Genomic DNA, 18,919 nt, shown 5'->3' with positions numbered 1-18,919 from the left:
ATGGAATTTGCAAAAAAGAAGTTTGGTCAAAATTTCATATCTGATAAAAATTTAATTAAAAAAATAATTGATATTTTAAACCAAGATCCAAATCATTTGATAATTGAAATTGGTCCTGGTAGAGGAGCTTTAACAAAAGAATTAGTAAATAGATTTAAAAAAGTTATAGCTATTGAAATTGATTATGATATGGAAACTATTTTAAAATCAGAAATTGATTCAGATAAATTTGAATTAATAATTAACGATTGTTTAGAAGTTAATTTTAAAGAAATAATCAAAGAAAATAAGTTTAACAGAGTTTCTTTAATTTCAAATACTCCTTATTATATAACTAGTGAGATTATTTTTAAAACATTAAAAATATCTAAGCTATTAGATAAAGCAATTTTTATGGTTCAAAAGGAAGTTGCACAAAGAATTTGTGCAAAACCAAATGAAAATAATTATAATAATTTATCAGTTGCTACTCAACTATATTCTGATGTTAAATATGAATTTACTGTTAATAAAAATATGTTTAAACCAATTCCTAAAGTTGATTCTGCAATAATATCTTTTGAATTTAATGATATTAACTTAAATAAAGTTAAAGATGATATAAAATTTATTGCATTCGTAAGAAAAATTTTTAATAATAAAAGAAAAACTATATTAAATAATTTAACAAATATTACAAATAATAAACAAACTTCTTTAAATATTCTTACAAAACTAAATATAAAAGAGAATTTAAGACCAGAAAATATAACTTTAGACCAATTTATAGAAATATACAATGAGGTAATTTCATGTTAATAAAAAGCTTTGCCAAAGTAAATATAAATTTAAAAGTCAGAAAAAGGAAAAAACATTTACATAAAATATATTCAATATTTACAATAGTTGAAGATTTTTATGATGAAATCAAAATAGAAAAATCAAAGGAGAATAAAAATATAATTATTTGCAACATTAAAGAGTTAGAAAGTGATAATTATATTTTTAAAGTCTTAAAAATATTAAAAGAAGAGGGTATTGTAGATTGTTTTTACAAAATATCAATTAAAAAAAATATACCAATTGGTTCTGGATTAGGGGGAGGTAGTAGTAATGCTGTTGCTGTTGCTAAGTATTTTACAAAAGATAAAAAAATACTTAGCAAAATTGCAAAACAAATTGGTACTGACTGTTATTTTTTTATCAATGATTATAAAACAGCTATCGTTAAAGGTTATGGTAATAAAATTAAAAAGTCTAAAAAAGAAACTATAATAAGATTTAAAGATTTAATTTTGACTGGAATTAATTGTAGTACAAAAGAGGTTTATAAAAAGTTTGATGAAATAAAAGCTTGAAAAAATAAATATGAACCAAATATGCTAGAAATACCTGCTTTAAAAATCTACAGTGAATTAATTGAATATAGAGAAATTGGACAAATGAGTGGTTCAGGATCAACATTTATTAAAAAAACTAGTTTATCATAAACTAGTTTTTTTAAGCATGTCTTTTGCAAACATGAATGCTATCTAAATCTTGATTAGCAACATTTTGTTGCATTTTTGTAGCTAATATACTTGCAGCAGCTCCACCTTGTTTTGATTTTTGCATTTCTTCAACACATTTAAAACAAGATGAATCAAATTCTTTATTCATTGTATGAACCTCCAAATATAGAAATATTTTACACTAAATCTGAAAAATCCAAAGTCTTATTGGCTCAATTTGTAGAGAAGTTAATATCATGTGTTGTTAAAATAACTGTTCCTTTAAAACTTTCAATTGCCTCTAATAGTGCTTCTTTTGCTAAAACATCAATATGATTTGTAGGCTCGTCCAAAACCAATAAACTACATGGAATCATACTTAAAGCAGCTAATCTAATTCTAGTTTGCTCTCCCCCTGAAAGTTTTTCCATAGGTTGCATCATTAAACCACTTTTTACACCAAATTGAGCAATTTTAGATCTTGCTTCTGAGTCTGTTATATCTTCAAATTTATTCATTAAGTATTGTATAGGAGTGATTCCTTTTACATCTTCTATTTGTTTAAAATAAGCATACTCTACAGCAGTACCTAATTTTACTTCTCCTTCAAATGAAGGTATTTCTGTTGATAAAGTTTTTAAAAAAGTAGTTTTACCAATACCATTTTTACCACTGATAATACATTTTTCTCCCTCTCTTAATTCAAAGTTTAAAGCATGTAGAAGCGGAGAATCATAACCTATTATTAAATTCTCTGCTTTTACAATAACATTTGTACTTGGTCTTTTATATGAGAAACTAAATTTTGGTTTTGTTAAGTCTCTTCTTTCTTTCATAACATCAATTTTTTCAAGTTGCTTTTGTCTTGATTGTGCTGACTTTGCAGTTGATGCTCTAGCTTTATTTTTTGCAACATATGTTTCAAGTTTTTTAATTTCTCTTTGTTGAGAAATAAATGCTTTATCATATTGTTCTTTTTGCAATTCTGCTTCTTCTAAATATTTATCATAATTACCAACATATCTTGTAAGTTTAAGATTATCTAAAGCATAAATAATTCCACAAGTTTTATTAATAAAATCATTGTCATGTGAAACCATTATAAAAGCCTTTTCAAAAGATTGTAAAAACTTTGCAAGTCATTTAACTTGTTCTAAATCTAAAAAGTTTGTAGGTTCGTCAAGTAATAAGAAATCATCTCCACTTAATAAAAGTTTTGCTAAGATTACTTTTCCTCTTTGTCCCCCACTAAGTTCTCCCATTTTAGCTTCTAACTTTTCTAATCCTATTCCTAAACCTGTAACTAAGTTACCAATTTTTTTATCTATTGAATCAAATTCATTTAAAGTTAGCGTATCTTGATAAGCTAATGCCTTTACAAGATCCTCTTCTTTATATTCAATTGCCATATCTTCATATATTTTATTCATTCTAGATTCAAGTTCAAATAGTTCTGAAAAAGCACCTTTCAGATAAGAATCAACTGTTTCTTCAAGATTTACTTCTTGATGTTGGTCTAAATATCCAATTTTTGTTTTAGAGTGTATTTTCAATTCACCTTTATCAGCTAACATTTTACCAGCTATTATATTTAATAAAGTTGTTTTACCTGCACCATTTGGTCCAATTAATGCAATATGTTCTCCTCTATTTAATCTAAAAGAAGTATTATCATATAATTTTTTACCTCCATTAGCATGTGTTAAATTTTCTAAAAAAACTAAGCCCATAATTATTTCCTCCATAATTTTTGTAATAAAAAAAGTCCCTAAGACTTAAAGTGATTAATATTAAAGATAAAAATCTTTAAATGTCAAAATAATTATATAGTAAATTGAAAAAATTAACTATTTTGCTTTAAAAAATAGTTCTTTATTTAACCTTTTATTTTGTATATTTTGAAGGTGTAGCAGGTGTAATAAAAATTTGTTATTATATTTAAGGAGATTTATATATGAACAAAAAAGAAATTATGATTTTTGGTTTGTCATCAAATCAAAGTTTAACAAAAAAAATTTGTGATATTTTAGGAGTTCAGCAATCAGAAGCTAAAACATCTAAGTTTTTAGATGGTGAAATGATCGTTCAATCTCTTGATTCAGTTAGAGGTCAAGAAATTTATATTATTCAGTCAACAAATCAACCAGTAAATGATAATTTAATGGAATTATTGATAGCAGTAGATGCATTTAAAAGAGCAAGTGCTGCAAGAATAAATATTGTAATACCATATTTTGGATATGCTCGCCAAGATAGAAAAGCAAGAGGAAGACAACCAATTACATCAAGATTAGTTGCAAATCTAATTGAAACAGCAGGAGTACATAGAGTTATAACTGTTGATTTACACTCTGCTCAAATAATGGGTTTTTTCAATATTCCCATTGATAACTTTTCAACTGCTCAAATAGTTGCATCTGAAATAATAGATACAATTATCTCAGAAAAATTAGATCCAGAAAACTGTATTTTAGTGTCACCTGACCATGGGGGTTTAACTAGAGTTCATGGTGTTGCAAAATATACAGGAAATATAACAAATGGAATAGCTGTTATTGCAAAAAGACGTCCAGAACCAAATAAAGCTGAAGTTGAGTTTATATTAGGTGATGTTAAAGATAAAACTTGTTTTATTATCGATGACATGATTGATACAGGGGGAACAATTATAAAAGGTGCTGAGGCATTAAAAGAGCAAGGGGCAAAAGAAATTTATATAATTGCATGTCATGGTTTATTTAATGGTGAGGCAGTATCAAAAATGGAAAAAGTAATAAATGATGGAACTGTAAAACAAGTTGTTGTTACAGATACAATTGAAATTTCTGAGGAAAGAAAATTTAAAAATTTAAAAATAATATCAGTATCTAATTTATTAGCAAGAATGATAAAAAATTCTTATGAAGAATCTTCTTTAACAGGAGTTTACAATGCCGAACAAAATGAAATTGTTAAAAGAGTGGAAAAATACTTAAAGGAATTTAAAAAATAATATGTCAAAATTAATTGTGGGATTAGGTAATCCAGGAAATAATTATTCTAGTACAAGACACAATGCGGGTTTTATTGCAATTGATGTTTTATTAGAAAAGTATGGTTTTCAAAAACAAACAGAAGATTTTAAATCTAAAATTTATTTTTCAAATATTAAAGGAGAAAAAGTTTTATTTGTAAAACCACAAACATTTATGAATTTATCTGGAGAAGCAGTTATCTCAATTATGAGTTACTACAAAATTGATATTAAAGATTTTATTGTAATTTATGATGATAAAGACTTAGAATTTTCAAATATTAGATTTAAAAACAATGGAAGCTCTGCAGGTCATAATGGAATTAAAAATATTATAAGTCATTTAAAAACAGAAAATTTTAATAGATTAAAAATTGGAATAGGTTCACCAGGTCAATACAAAATCGTTGATTGGGTATTATCAAAAATGAATGTTGAAGAAATAAATTTAATTAAAGAAAAAATTAAAAATATATCAAACTTTGTTGAAGATTTTATTTTAGAAAATGATTTAAATAAAATTATGAACAAGTTTAATTAAGGAGAAAAAATGAAAAAATATAATTCATTAGTTGTTGTTGGATCTCAATGAGGAGATGAAGGAAAAGGAAAAATGACAGACTATTTTGCTCAAATAGCAGATATAGTTGTTAGATTTGCTGGTGGAGATAATGCAGGTCATGTAATAAACTTTAATGGACAAAAACATAAAGTTACAATAGTTCCTTCAGGAATTTTTAATAAAAGAGTTACAAATATTATTGCAAATGGTTGTGTAGTAAATTTAATAAACTTAGTAAAAGAATTTGAAATTATTAAAAAAAGTGGAATTGAACATGGGAATTTATTAATTTCAGATAGAGTTCAATTAATTTTACCTTATCATATAAAGATTGATGAAGCACAAGAAGAATCTCGTGGAGAAAATAAGATTGGAACAACAAAAAGAGGAATTGGACCAGCATATCAAGACAAAGCTTCTAGATTAGGAATTAGACTTGGTGAATTGGGAGATGAAAACTTTAAAGAGAGATTTAAAACAGTTTTTGATTATCAAATGAAGTTTTTGAAAAATATGTTTAATGTAGAGCCATTAGATTTTGAAAAAACTTATAATGATTTGATCTCAGCATACAATGAAATTAAAGATAAGATAACTAATACTGAAGTTTTCATTGAATCAGCTATTAAAGAAGGCAAAAAAGTTTTATTTGAAGGAGCACAAGGTGCTTTGCTTGATATTGATCATGGAACATATCCATATGTTACAAGTTCAAATACTTCAGCAAATAACGCTTCAATAGGAAGTGGAATTAGTCATAAATTAATTGATTCAACAATGGGAGTTGTTAAGGCTTATTCAACAAGAGTAGGTGCAGGTGCCTTTCCAACAGAAATGAAAGATACAATCGGAGATGGAATTAGAGAACGTGGTAATGAATATGGTTCAAACACAAAAAGACCACGAAGAGTTGGATGGTTAGATGCAGTTGCTTTAAAACACGCAATTAGAACATCAGGAATAGATTCAATTTTTATAACATTACTTGATGTTCTTTCAGGTGTTGAAGAAATTAACATTTGTGTTAAATATGAAATTGATGGGCGTGAAATTGATATTGTTCCAAGCACAAATCAAAAATATGAAAAATGTAAACCAATTTATATGAAAAATCCAGGATGAAAGGAAGATATTACAAAAGTAACTTCATTTGATCAATTACCTGACGCTGCAAAAAAATATTTAAAAATGATTGAAAAAATATGTGAAGTAAATGTTGTTGGTTTTTCAGTAGGACCAGATAGAAAACAAACAATAATACTTGAAAATATCTTTTAGTGGAGGTTAATAAAAATGATAGAACGTTATGCAATTAAAGAAATAGAAGAAATTTGATCAGATACTAATAAATTAAATATTTGATTAGAAGTTGAAAAGCAAGTTGTTAATGCTTGAGTTGAGTTGGGAGTTATTCCAAAACAAGAAGCAGATAAAATCAATAGTAAAGCAAAAGTAGATTTTAAAAGAATGCTTGAAATTGAACAAGAAACAAAACATGACGTTGTAGCATTCACTAGAATGATTTCTGAAAATCTTGGATCAGAAAAAAAATGAATTCATCTTGGGTTAACTTCAACAGATATTGTTGATACAGCTCAAAATAAAATGATTCAAGAATCAAATAAAATCTTAGAAAATGTACTAATTAAATTAAGTGAAGCTATTAAGCAAAAAGCACAAGAAACAAAAGAAATAATTATAATGGGAAGAACACATGGGATGTATGGAGAGCCTACATCACTTGGGTTAAAATTTTTACTATGATTTGATGAAATAAATAGACAAATTGAGAGATTAAATTTAGCAAGAAAGCAAATAGAAGTTGCTAAAGTATCTGGATCAATGGGTAATTATGCAAATTTAGAAATTGAAATTGAAGAATATGTTGCAAATGCAATGGATTTAAATTTAGACAATATTTCTACTCAAGTTACTCAAAGAGATAGACACGCTTTTTTAATATCTGTAATAGCAAATATTGCATCAACTTTGGAAAAAATAGCTACAGAAATAAGACATTTTCAAAGAAGTGAAGTACAAGAAATATGTGAAGGTTTTGGAGATAAACAAAAAGGTTCAAGTTCAATGCCTCATAAAAAAAACCCAATAAGTTCTGAAAATATTTGTGGTTTATCTAGATATGCAAGATCTTTTGTAAATATAGCTTTTGAAAATAATGTTTTATGACATGAAAGAGATATATCTCATAGTTCCAATGAAAGACTGGTTTTTCCAGATATTTATAATATAATTACTTATGTATCAAAAAGAATGACTTCAACAATAAATGATTTGGTAATAAATAAAGATAAAATCGAGTTACATATTAATGAACAAAAAGGGATATTTTATAGTCAAAGAATACTTACGTATATTTTAATGAAATATAATTTTTCAAGAGAAGAAGTTTATGATTTCATTCAAAAATGTACTTTGGAATGTCAAAAAACAAAAAAAGATTTCAAAGAAATTTTACTTAAAAATGGAATTAAAAATTTTATTTCAGAGGAAAAAGAATTAAATGATCTTTTTGATATTAATTTTTTCAAAAGAAATGTAGAAAAAATTTTTAGAAGGGTGATGAAATAATCATGGAAAATCAAAAGTTAATTACTTTAATTACAGAAGAGGAAATTAAAGCTGCAATTACTAAAGCTGGAACTGATATAGGTAAGAGATATGAAGATCAACAATTAATTATTGTTGCAGAACTTTCAACTTCATTCATTTTTATAGCAGATTTAATTAGAGAGTTACCAATTGATGCAACAATTCAATTTGTAACTACATATAACGAAAATGAAGAATTGTTAATAGATTTAGGTTTAAAGAAAACTTTAAAAGGAAAAAACGTTTTAATTGCAAACGATATTTTAAACAAAGGAACTAGACTGGAAAAATTATATAATTTAGTGAAAAAAGAAGAACCAGCAAATGTACAAATTTTAAACTTAATTGAAAAAAATAATAAAGAAAGAACTGTTCATCTAGAAAGTACATCTTTATTTAAATTAGAAGATGTATTTATTGTTGGATATGGACTAACTTATAATGAAAGTTACAGAGGACTAAAAGGTATATATAGTCTTTCAATAGAAGAATAATTATGAAAAAAACATTTTATGTAACTACACCAATTTACTATCCAAGTGGAAATCTGCACATAGGTCATGCATATACAACAACATTAGCTGATGTTGTTGCTAGATATAAAAAAGAAAGTGGATATAAAGTTTTCTTTTTAACAGGTTCTGATGAGCATGGACAAAAAATTGAACAAAAGGCGAAGGAAAATAATTTACCTCCAAAAAAATACGTTGATCAAATTGTGAAAAATTTTATTGATTTGTGAAAAATTTTAGATATTGACTATGATCGTTTTATCAGAACAACTGATGAAGATCATATTTTTGCTGTAAAAGAAATATTTACTGATTTATTAGAAAAAGATTTAATTTATCCTTCAACTTACAAAGGAAAGTATTGCATAAGTTGTGAGGAATTTTTAACAGTAGAACAAATGGATGAAACATTTCATCATACAATTTGTGGTAAAGAAGCTATAGATTTTGAAGAAGAAACATATATGTTAAGAGTGTCAAAGTTTCAAAAATATCTGCAAGAATTATTTGAAACCAATTTTTTAGAGCCTGAACCAAGAAAAAAAGAAATGTTAAATAATTTTATAAACAATGATTTAGAAGATTTATCAGTTACACGGGTAAGCTTTAATTGAGGAATTCAGATTAATGAAAATCCAAAACATGTTATTTATGTATGACTTGATGCTCTTTCAAATTACATTACAGCATTGGGATTTAAGTCTAAAAATGATGATTTATTAAAAAAATTCTGAAGTAAAGATACAGAAATTTTGCAAATAATTGGAAAAGAAATTACAAGATTTCATTCAATTTATTGACCTGTAATGTTGCATTCATTAGGACTTAAAACTCCAGATAAATTGTTATCACATGGATGAATTTTAAGTGGAGATAAAAAAATGTCTAAATCAATTGGAAATGTTTTAGATCCAATTGAAATTATTAAAAAGTATTCAAGTGATGCATTAAGATTTTATATAATAAATAATTTACCAACAGATAAAGATGGAAGTTTTACAGATGAACTTTTTGTTGAATCATTTAATAATAATCTTGCAAATAATCTTGGAAATTTGATATCAAGAGTTTCAAATATGATTATAAAATATTTTGACGGTCAACTTCCTAAAATAGATATCTCAAAACATTGATTAATTAAAAAAGGCTTTGAAACAATTGAAGAATATAAAAAATTAATGGATGTATATAATATGTCTGAAGCAACTCAAGTTGTTTTACGTTTAGGTCAAGAATGTAATAAATTCATTGAAGATTCAAAACCCTGAGCATTAGAAAAAGAAGGTAAAACAGATGAACTTTTGGAAGTATTATCTGTATTGCAAAAAAACATTATAATTATTTCTTATCTTTTAAAACCTATTTTAGTAAAAACTTATCCAGGTATGATTGAACAAATGGGATTAAAACCAGAGTTAATAAATTTTAATAATATAAAAGATAATTTTGATTATGACAAAATTATAAATAAATTAGTTTTATTTGAAAGAATAAAATAATTTTTAGAATGGAGGCATGCATATGCAAGCTGATATAGTTGTAGTTGGTGCAGGGCATGCTGGAGTAGAAGCTGCACTTGCAGCTGCAAGACTAGGAAAAAAAACAATTCTAGTAAATTTATATAGAGATAAAATAGCAACAATGCCTTGCAATCCATCAATTGGAGGTCCTGCGAAAGGAATTGTGGTTAGAGAAATAGATTCATTAGGTGGAGAAATGGGAAAAGCAGCAGATGCTACTGCCTTGCAAATGAAACTATTAAATTCATCAAGAGGACCAGGTATTTGAGCTTTAAGAGCTCAATCTGATAAAATTGAATATTCAAAATATATGCAAAAAGTTGTAGAGAATCAAAAAAATCTAGAACTATATATAGGAATAGTTAAGGATATAACTTTGGATTCAACAAATAAAGTTAAATCTGTTTTATTAGAGGATGGAAATGAAATATTTTGTCAATCTGTTGTTTTAACAACAGGCACATATTTGTCATCTTTAATTTATAGAGGTGAAGAAAAATATGAAAGTGGACCAAATGATGAAATTACTACAAAATCTTTAAGTCAGACTTTGGTTAAACTTGGTTTAAAAACTTTTAGATTTAAAACTGGAACACCACCAAGAGTTAAAAAAAGCTCAATTGATTTATCAAAAGCAATTATTGAACCAGGAACAAATGAAAATCTAGCGTTTTCTTTCTCTACAAAAAAATTTGTACCTTTTGAAGATCAAGAAGTTTGCTATTTAATTCATTCAACTTCTGATACAAAAAAAATAATCGAAGATAACTTATACAAATCTGCAATGTATTCAGGAGAAATTGAATCTATAGGACCAAGATATTGTCCAAGTTTTGAAGATAAAATTGTGAGATTCAATACAAAAGAAACTCATCAAATATTTTTAGAACCAGAATCAAAATCACTTGATACATTTTATGTACAAGGTTTTTCAACTTCAATGCCTATTGAAATTCAAGATAAAATGTTAAGAAGTTTACCAGGTTTTGAAAATGTTATAGTTGATAAGTGAGCATATGCAATTGAATATGATTGTGTTGATCCTCAACAATTAAAATTATCATTAGAATTAAAATTAGTTGAAAACCTATTTTTAGCTGGTCAAATTAATGGAACAAGTGGTTATGAAGAGGCTGCAGGCCAGGGATTAATTGCTGGAATAAATGCTGTAAGAAAAATTGATAATAAAGACCCATTAATTTTAAAAAGAAATGAGTCATATATTGGAGTTATGATTGATGATCTAATTAATAAAGGTGTAATTGAACCTTATAGACTTCTTACCAGTAGAGCAGAGAATAGATTAACTTTAAGAAATGATAATTCAGAAATTAGATTAAAAAAATATGGTTATGAAATTGGACTAATAACTGAAGAAGAATGAAATGAACATCAAAAATTTGAAAAAGAAATTTATGAGCAAATAGAATTATTAAAAGAAATTAGGTTCAGTCCTAAAAGTGAATTGGCCATAGAATTAAAAGAAAAAGATCAAGCAAATCTTAATCAAGGATTTAGTGCTTTTGAAATTTTGAAACAACCTAAAGTGGATATTAATATTTTTAAAAAGTACATTAAAGAATTAAATACTCTATCAAAACAACAACTTCAAACACTGCTAATTTTAATTAGATTTGAAGGTTATATTAAAAAAGAAAATGAAACAATTGATAAATTTATTAAACTAGAAAATAAACAAATACCTAAAGATATAGATTATTCAAAAGTTGAAAATATTGCTGTTGAAGCAAGACAAAAACTTGAGAGAGTTAGACCAAATTCAATAGGTCAAGCATCAAGAATAACTGGAGTAAATCCTGCAGATATTCAAATGCTTTTATTTCACTTAAAGAAAAAATATAACGGGGTATAAAAATATGATAAAGGTAAATAAAAAGAATAAAACTAAAAATAAAATATTTGAGTTTCTTTCTGTATTTTCAATGACTTTTGGTATTGTTGTTGGTAGTGGAATTTATTTAAAAAATGCAGGTGATAATGGAGTTTTGGCAAAAGCAGGAGATAATCCATATCTTGCTATATCTATTTGAACTTTAATTGCAGTTTTTTGTTGTATGATGATGTTGACTTTTATTGAAATATCAAGCTCAACAAAAAAAGGTGAACACAATACACTAACTGCATGAGCAGGAAGATTTGTTGGAAGAAGATATGGCTCTCTTGTTACAATTCTTTATGCATTAATTTACTTACCTGTATTAATAATAATAGGAGCTCTGTTCACAACTAGTAGCTTTTTTCAATCTTTAGATATTATTCATAAATTTTCAACTGGAGATTCTCAAGCTCAATTAATGTCTTATGAGCTTAGAGTTACTATTGAAATACTTGTATCTGCAATTGTATTGTTCTTATTTCAAATTATGAATACTTACAGTTCAAAACCAGGAAAGATACTACAAACAGTATTGTCATTTCTAAAGTTTATACCTTTACTAACTGTTCTTATAGCAGGAATTACTTTCTTTGCAATGGGCAATGAAAGTTCATTTAGTCCTGAAAATGTAAAGCCTTTTAAATTTAGTAATATATTTATGACCATGGTTCCAATAATGTTTGCTTTTGATGGATTTTTAGATTCAGCTGCAATACAAAAAGATTGTGAACATAAAGAGGTTGTTGCTCCTGCAATGATGACAGGAATAGTTGCAGTGTCAGTATTTTATATAGTTATTACTATTGCAATTTTTATGGGAGCAAGTGATGGAAACATATTAAATATTTTTGAAAAAGTAGATCCTAGAGCTCACTTTGCGTTTAATTTAATAATAACAATAACGTTACTTACAATGGTTAATGCATATAGTGTAATTTACCCATTAGTTATAAGAGCTTCAATTGAAGAGAAATTTATTCATTCAAAAAACGGAGCAGAATTATCAAAAGTAAAATCTAGTTGAATTGCAATGGCAATAGTTTCAGTATTTTTTATTAGTTTTGTTGCTTCTGGCTTACTTTTAGAAAATGATTACTTATTTACAGCTTATTTATCATCTGATTCAACAATAATAATAGTTTATTTATTAAATTTACCAATTTTAATACAAATGCTAAGAAATAGAAAAACAAAAAGAGTTGAAATTCGAAAAATTAGAGGTGCTTATTTTGCGGGTGTATTTTCTTGTTCAATGTTAATACTTATGCTTGCTCTTATTCATTATTTCAATATTTTAAATCCAATTATTAAAGGAGATGATTTAGTTGCTCCTTTAATGTGATTAGTTTTTGTAATAATTCTTGCTATAGCTTGAATTATTAATGAAGTTATTATTTCAAAAAATAATATTGAAGAAAATGATTTTTATTTTAGAATAAATCCTAAAAATTGATTTAAGTACGACAGACAAAAATGTTTAGAAGATTTTAAAAATAGAAAGGAACTTAAAAATGATAAAGGTAAATAAATCAAATAAAAGAAAAAATAAAGCATTTGAGTTTTTCACTATTTTTTCAATGGTTTTTGGTATTGTTGTTGGTAGTGGGATTTACTTAAAAAATGCTGGTGAAAACGGAGTTTTGTCACAAGCTGGCAATAATCCATATCTAGCTCTTTGCGTTTGAATATTTATAGGTGTGCTGTGTTCATTAATTATGCTTACTTTCATTGAAGCAGCTTCTTCAAAAACTAAGTTAGGACATTCAACTGCACAAAGTTGAGCAAATACATTTATAAATAGAAAAACAGCATCTATGTGTTCTATTTTATATATATGCATGTATCTTCCAATTTTAGCTGGGCTAGGTGCTCTTTTTACAATAAATACTCTTTTTAATGGAATCGATATTTTTTATCATTCAACAACAGGTATTTTCTTAGTTGAAAAAATAGGACGAGTAGAACTTATGATAATTAAATTAATTTTATCAACACTACTTTTAGTTAGTTTCTCGTTAATGAATATTTATACACATAAACCAAGTAGAATAATTCAAAGTATATTTACAATAGTTAAATTCATTCCTTTAATTTCTGTAGTTATTGGTGGTTTTACATTATTCATACTTAATCCTTCTGCAAATAATTCATTTAATCCAGAGCATTCAACTATTAATAGTTTTGGAATCAGTCCTTTTTTTGCAACTATTGTTCCTATATTATTTGCATTTGATGGATTTATATATGCAGCTACATTGCAAAAAGATTGTGAACATAAAGAAGTTGTTCCCCCAGCAATGCTTTCAGCAATAATTGCAGTTACATTATTTTATACAATTATTACTGTAGCTATATTTTTGGGAGCAGAAGATGGTAATGTATTTAATTTCTTTGATAATTTATTTATAAAATCTCCTTGAGCTGCACTTATTTTTAAAATAATAATAGCTTGTACTTTAGTAACAACTGTAAATGGTTATACTACACTTATTCCAAAAACAGTTCAATCAGCTGTGGAAGAAGGATTCATTTATACTAAATCTAGAAGTGAAAAAATCAGTTATATCAAAGCAGGTTACATAGGAATGGCAATAACTCTTTCTATCTATACTTTATTTTTAATTATCTCTATATCAATTGGTTTTGCATCTGATCCAAATGGAACACATGAAATAAATTATTTTCTTGTTGCAGATTATTCTTCTAACAGTACAGTAATGTTTGCTTTCATTGTATATTTAATTTTAATGATTGCAGTTCTTCATAATAGAAGAACAAATAAAGTTGAAGTAAATAAAATTAAAGGTGGATTTGTTATTGGTATAATTACTACAACAATATTAATAATTGTTATGGGCTATATATATTATGATTTTTTTATTAATAAGTTTAAAGACAAAGAAAAAATGATTGATCCAATTCTTTTAATATTCTTTTCTATAATAATTGAAATAGTTTGAATCATCAATGAATGTTTGCTTTCAAAATCAAATATTGATGAGAATGATTTTTATTTAAGAATTCAACCTAGAAATTGATTTAAATATAATAAAGAAAAAGAAATAGAAAAATATAAAACAAAAATTAATGTAAAATAAAAAAGCATAAGCTTTTTTATTTTTTTTTAAATTGGAGGTATTTATTATGAATTGAAATAAGTTTGAGGAATTAAATATTGTATTTACAGAAAAACAAAAACAAGATTTAATAAAGTATAAAAATATTCTTCAAGAGCAAAATAAAATACATAATTTGACTGCAATAACACAAGATCAAGAAATTATTGATAAGCATTTTTATGACTCGTTAATATTTACAAAAGTTTTTAATCCAGATGGTTTAGAAATATTAGATATTGGAACAGGAGCTGGTTTTCCAGGAGTTGTTTTAAAAATAATGTTTCCAAACTCAAAAATATATTTATTAGAATCTAATGGAAAAAAAATCAATTTCCTAAATACTGTAATCAAAGAATTAGATTTAAAAAATATTTGAACTTTAAAAGTTAGAGCAGAAGAATATTCAGTAGAAAATAAAGAAAAATTTGATGTAATAATTTCAAGAGCAATGGCACCTTTAAATATTTTACTAGAAGTTGGTGTTCAAGCTCTTAAAATTAAAGGAACATTTATCTGTTTAAAATCAAAAAACATTGCAAATGAATTAAATGAATTAAATGGTCAAGAAACTAAACTTGGTTTAAGTTTACAAAAAAAACAAAACTATGAAGATGATATACTGGGTGAAAGAAATAATCTTTTTTATATTAAAAATAGTTCAACTTCAATTGAATACCCAAGACTTTATAGTCAAATAAGAAAAAGACCACTGGGAAAATAGAATAGATTTAGGGTATAATAATCATTATGAGAGGTAATTTATGACAAAAGTAATTTCAATTTCAAATCAAAAAGGTGGGGTTGGTAAAACAACTACATCAGTAAACTTAGCTTGCGGGCTTGCTTTAGCAAATAAAAAAGTTCTACTTATAGATATGGATCCTCAATTTAATGCAACTACTGGTGTTGGATTTGAGATAGATAGTAATACTTTAAGCATGTATCATGTATTTACTGGTCAAAAGCAACTTTCAGAAGTAATAATAAAAAATATTAAACCAAATATAGACTTAGCTCCAAGTTCAATTGACGTTGCAGCTGTTGACTTAATTTTATTAGAACAAAAAACAAATAATCAAAATATTCTAAGAGATGAAATAGAAAAAATATCAAGCTTATATGATTTTATTATTATTGACTGTCCGCCAAGTTTAGGATTAATAAATAGAAATGGTTTAGCTATTTCTGATACAGTTTTAATTCCTATTCAAGCAGAACATTATGCAATGCATGGGGTGGCACAACTTTTAAGAACTATTAAAAAAGTTAAAGAAACATTAAATCCTAATTTAACAATTGAAGGTGTTTTAGTGACAATGTTTGACTCACGTACAAGATTAGCTCATGATGTTTTAGAAGAAATAATGAAAACTTTTGGACCAAAAGTTTATAAGTCAGTTATACCAAGAAATATTAAGATTTCTGAATCTTCAATGGAAGGTAAATCAATTTATGAATATGATAAAAATGGAGCAGGAGCAATTGCCTATATTGATTTTGTAAAAGAGGTGCTAAAAGAAAATGGCCAAAACTAAAGGAAAATATAATTTCAAAGGATTAGATGATATTTTTGGAGAATCAGTTTCAGACATAATTGGTGGTATTGAAAATGATAAAGAAAAAGTTAATAAAAGCAAAACTATGATTAGTATTGATTTATTAAAGCCAAATCCATTTCAACCAAGAAAAACTTTTGAAGAAGAAGAATTAAACGAACTTGCAGAATCAATTAAAATTCATGGCATTATTCAACCAATAATCATTAATAATCAAAATGAAATAGTAGCAGGAGAAAGAAGAACAAGAGCTGCAAAAATAGCGGGATTAAAAGAAATTCCTGCTATAATTTTAGAACTTAGTTCAGATCAAATGGAAGAGTTTGCTATTATTGAAAATATTCAAAGAGTAGACTTACTTGATATAGAAGAAGCAGTTGCTTATAAAAAATTATCAACAAATTTAAAATTGAAACAAGAAGAAATTGCAATAAGAGTTGGTAAATCAAGATCACATGTTGCAAACATTATGAGACTTTTAAACTTACCTCAAAAAGTTCAAGATGCGATGTTACAAAGAAAAGTTACTATGGGTCAAGCCAAACCATTACTTTCAATTATTAATAATGAACAACTATTAGACTCAATTTTTAAAAAAATTTTAGAACAGGATTTAACAGCAAGAGCAATTGAACAATTAATTAAAAATAATAATTCAAATGAAACTGAAAAATTAAATGTTCCTAAAAATCCAGCAGTCATTTACACTGAAAATAAAATAATGAGAAGACTTGGAACAAAAGTTACAATTGATAGTGGAAAATTAACAATTAGATTTTCAAGTGATGATGATTTAAATAGAATATTAGAGTTATTAGGATTAACAGATGAAGATTAGTATTGGAGATAAAATTTATTTAAAAAAAACTCACCCAAGTAAAACAGTTTTTTGAATTGTTATAAGAGTTGGAAGTATATATAAATTACAATCTAATATTAATAAAGATTTAATATTGGAATTTACAAAAGATTCTCTTATTAAAAGTATAAAAAAAATAGAAAGTGAAAATTAATATGGGATTACAAGTTGGAATAGTGGGTTTACCAAATGTTGGAAAATCAACTTTATTTAATGCAATTACAAATTCAAAAGTTGAAGCTGCAAATTATCCTTTTGCAACAATAGAACCTAACGTTGGAGTTGTAGAAGTTCCTGATTGAAGACTAGATAAATTAGCAACTATATTTAATTCTAAAAAAACTATTTATACTACTATTGAATTTGTTGATATTGCAGGATTAATAGCTGGTGCAAGTAAAGGTGAAGGTCTGGGAAATGCTTTTTTAGCTAATATTAGAGAAACTGATGCAATTTGTGAAGTTATAAGATGTTTTGATTCAAAAGAAATAACTCATGTTGAAGGTAGTGTTGATCCAATTAGAGATATTGAAATAATAGAGTTGGAATTAATTTTAGCAGATGAAGCAAGTGTTAAAAAAAGACTTGCTAAAGTTGAACCAAAATTTAAATCAACAAAAGACAAAGATATTATTTTTGAATATAACTTGTTAAAGAAATTGGAAAATCAATTATCAGAAGGTAAATTATTAAATAAATTAGAGTTTGAAGAAGAAGAGAAAATAGCTATTAAATCTTTTCAACTATTAACTACAAAAAAAATCATTTATGTAGCAAATGTTGGAGAAGATGAAGTTAGAGAAGATAATGAGTATGTAAAACTTGTTAGACAATATGCACAATCTTGTAATTCACAAGTTGTTAAAATATCTGCAAAAATTGAAGAAGAGTTAAGCGAGCTTGATAAAAATGATAAAGAAGTATTTTTACAAGATGCAGGAATTGAAACATCAGGGTTGGAACAATTAATTAGAGCAGCTTATTCAACTCTTGATTTGAAAACTTATTTCACTTGTGGTCCACAAGAAGCAAGAGGGTGACAGTTCAAAGAAGGTTCAACTGCTCCTCAATGTGCAGGTATTATTCACACAGATTTTGAAAAAGGATTTATTAAAGCAGATGTTTATAAATGTGAAGATATATTTGAACTTGGTGATGAACAAGCACTTAAAAATAGTGGAAAAATTAAGCTTGAAGGAAAAAACTATATTGTTCAAGATGGAGACGTGTGCTTTTTTAAATTTAATAAATAAAATTTTACGATTTATTAACTAAATTAGATATAAATCGTTTTTTATTTTATAATCATTTTGTTATAAGGAGTTATTATGATATTTAAAGTTGGTTTTTCAAAAGATACCCATAACTTAATTGAAGGCAATAAAATTATTCTTGGAGGAATAGAAATACCTTCTTGTAAAGCAGTTAATGCCTATAGTGATGGTGATGTTATAATTCATTCCCTTGCAGAATCAATTTTTGGTTCAATGGGATTAGAAGATCTTGGAGAGAATTATAATTCAAAAAATATGGAAAAAAATTTCAACTCATTATTAATGTTAGAAGATGCACAAAAAATATTGTTTGAAAATAATTATAAAATATCTAATATTGATATTTTAGTTGAACTAGATAATCCTAAACTGACTGAATGAAAATTTAAGATAAAAGAAAATCTTTCAAAAATTTTAAATATAAAACTGAATCAAATATCTGTTAAAGCTACAACAACAGAAAATAACTTTCCAAATATAATTACAAGTTATTGTAATATTTTAGTTTATAAAAGTGAGGAAAAATAA

The 18,919-nt window shown here is 25.9% G+C and carries 19 protein-coding genes; 17 read left to right on the top strand and 2 right to left on the bottom strand.

From position 1 onward, the window contains the following. Together rsmA and SFLOR_RS05755 are read left to right on the top strand one after the other, a co-directional pair. Positions 1-798 (top strand): 16S rRNA (adenine(1518)-N(6)/adenine(1519)-N(6))-dimethyltransferase RsmA, encoded by a 798-nt coding sequence (gene rsmA, locus SFLOR_RS05760; protein WP_100917114.1) that lies wholly within the window; start codon positions 1-3, stop codon positions 796-798. Continuing rightward, on the top strand, positions 792-1,469 hold the full coding sequence (locus tag SFLOR_RS05755) for a GHMP family kinase ATP-binding protein (RefSeq protein WP_100917113.1): 678 nt from the start codon (positions 792-794) through the stop codon (positions 1,467-1,469). Before rsmA ends, SFLOR_RS05755 begins: the two co-directional genes overlap by 7 nt. A gap of 10 nt (positions 1,470-1,479) precedes the next feature. Here SFLOR_RS05755 and SFLOR_RS05910 read toward each other — a convergent pair whose 3' ends face one another. Beyond that, entirely contained in the window at positions 1,480-1,638 is a 159-nt protein-coding gene (locus SFLOR_RS05910) for a hypothetical protein (protein ID WP_157806967.1), read from the bottom strand. Positions 1,639-1,666: 28 nt separating this feature from the next. After that, positions 1,667-3,199 (bottom strand): ABC-F family ATP-binding cassette domain-containing protein, encoded by a 1,533-nt coding sequence (locus tag SFLOR_RS05750; protein ID WP_100917112.1) that lies wholly within the window; start codon positions 3,197-3,199, stop codon positions 1,667-1,669. A gap of 224 nt (positions 3,200-3,423) precedes the next feature. On the opposite strand from SFLOR_RS05750, the gene SFLOR_RS05745 reads away from it, so the two are divergent. The 15 genes from SFLOR_RS05745 to ispF all read left to right on the top strand — a co-directional run bounded on the left by SFLOR_RS05745 (position 3,424) and on the right by ispF (position 18,919). Then, positions 3,424-4,461 (top strand): ribose-phosphate diphosphokinase, encoded by a 1,038-nt coding sequence (locus SFLOR_RS05745; protein WP_100917111.1) that lies wholly within the window; start codon positions 3,424-3,426, stop codon positions 4,459-4,461. A gap of 1 nt (position 4,462) precedes the next feature. Continuing rightward, the gene (gene pth / locus SFLOR_RS05740) at positions 4,463-5,023 is read left to right on the top strand and encodes an aminoacyl-tRNA hydrolase (protein ID WP_100917110.1); all 561 of its coding nucleotides are present in this window, start codon (positions 4,463-4,465) and stop codon (positions 5,021-5,023) included. A gap of 9 nt (positions 5,024-5,032) precedes the next feature. Then, entirely contained in the window at positions 5,033-6,322 is a 1,290-nt protein-coding gene (locus SFLOR_RS05735; RefSeq protein WP_100917109.1) for an adenylosuccinate synthase, read from the top strand. Positions 6,323-6,337: 15 nt separating this feature from the next. After that, complete coding sequence (gene purB / locus SFLOR_RS05730; protein ID WP_100917108.1) at positions 6,338-7,633, top strand: adenylosuccinate lyase; 1,296 nt, start codon at positions 6,338-6,340, stop codon at positions 7,631-7,633. Between the two features lie 2 nt (positions 7,634-7,635). Then, the gene (locus SFLOR_RS05725) at positions 7,636-8,148 is read left to right on the top strand and encodes a phosphoribosyltransferase (protein ID WP_100917107.1); all 513 of its coding nucleotides are present in this window, start codon (positions 7,636-7,638) and stop codon (positions 8,146-8,148) included. Positions 8,149-8,150: 2 nt separating this feature from the next. Further along, complete coding sequence (gene metG / locus SFLOR_RS05720; RefSeq protein ID WP_100917106.1) at positions 8,151-9,665, top strand: methionine--tRNA ligase; 1,515 nt, start codon at positions 8,151-8,153, stop codon at positions 9,663-9,665. A gap of 16 nt (positions 9,666-9,681) precedes the next feature. After that, on the top strand, positions 9,682-11,559 hold the full coding sequence (gene mnmG, locus SFLOR_RS05715) for a tRNA uridine-5-carboxymethylaminomethyl(34) synthesis enzyme MnmG (protein WP_100917105.1): 1,878 nt from the start codon (positions 9,682-9,684) through the stop codon (positions 11,557-11,559). A gap of 4 nt (positions 11,560-11,563) precedes the next feature. After that, on the top strand, positions 11,564-13,111 hold the full coding sequence (locus SFLOR_RS05710) for an APC family permease (protein ID WP_100917104.1): 1,548 nt from the start codon (positions 11,564-11,566) through the stop codon (positions 13,109-13,111). Further along, complete coding sequence (locus SFLOR_RS05705; RefSeq protein WP_100917103.1) at positions 13,095-14,681, top strand: APC family permease; 1,587 nt, start codon at positions 13,095-13,097, stop codon at positions 14,679-14,681. The genes SFLOR_RS05710 and SFLOR_RS05705 overlap by 17 nt, the downstream gene beginning before the upstream one ends. 46 nt (positions 14,682-14,727) lie before the next feature. Next, positions 14,728-15,423: a 16S rRNA (guanine(527)-N(7))-methyltransferase RsmG gene (gene rsmG, locus SFLOR_RS05700; RefSeq protein WP_100917102.1), complete on the top strand. Its 696-nt coding sequence runs from the start codon at positions 14,728-14,730 to the stop codon at positions 15,421-15,423. 40 nt (positions 15,424-15,463) lie between these two features. Continuing rightward, complete coding sequence (locus SFLOR_RS05695; protein WP_100917101.1) at positions 15,464-16,237, top strand: ParA family protein; 774 nt, start codon at positions 15,464-15,466, stop codon at positions 16,235-16,237. Beyond that, complete coding sequence (locus SFLOR_RS05690; protein ID WP_100917100.1) at positions 16,224-17,096, top strand: ParB/RepB/Spo0J family partition protein; 873 nt, start codon at positions 16,224-16,226, stop codon at positions 17,094-17,096. The genes SFLOR_RS05695 and SFLOR_RS05690 overlap by 14 nt, the downstream gene beginning before the upstream one ends. Further along, a complete protein-coding gene (locus tag SFLOR_RS05685) occupies positions 17,086-17,271 on the top strand; it encodes a DUF951 family protein (protein WP_100917099.1) in 186 nt (61 codons plus the stop codon). The genes SFLOR_RS05690 and SFLOR_RS05685 overlap by 11 nt, the downstream gene beginning before the upstream one ends. A gap of 1 nt (position 17,272) precedes the next feature. Next, positions 17,273-18,370 (top strand): redox-regulated ATPase YchF, encoded by a 1,098-nt coding sequence (gene ychF / locus SFLOR_RS05680; RefSeq protein WP_100917098.1) that lies wholly within the window; start codon positions 17,273-17,275, stop codon positions 18,368-18,370. A 75-nt stretch (positions 18,371-18,445) separates the two neighbouring features. Beyond that, positions 18,446-18,919 carry a 2-C-methyl-D-erythritol 2,4-cyclodiphosphate synthase gene (gene ispF / locus SFLOR_RS05675; RefSeq protein ID WP_100917097.1) on the top strand — a complete coding sequence of 158 codons (474 nt, stop codon included), beginning with the start codon at positions 18,446-18,448 and terminating at the stop codon, positions 18,917-18,919.

This window comes from Spiroplasma floricola 23-6 (assembly GCF_002813555.1).
GTDB classification, from domain to species: Bacteria; Bacillota_I; Bacilli_A; order Mycoplasmatales; family Mycoplasmataceae; genus Spiroplasma_A; species Spiroplasma_A floricola.
This window is presented reverse-complemented; position numbering and strand designations above follow the sequence as displayed.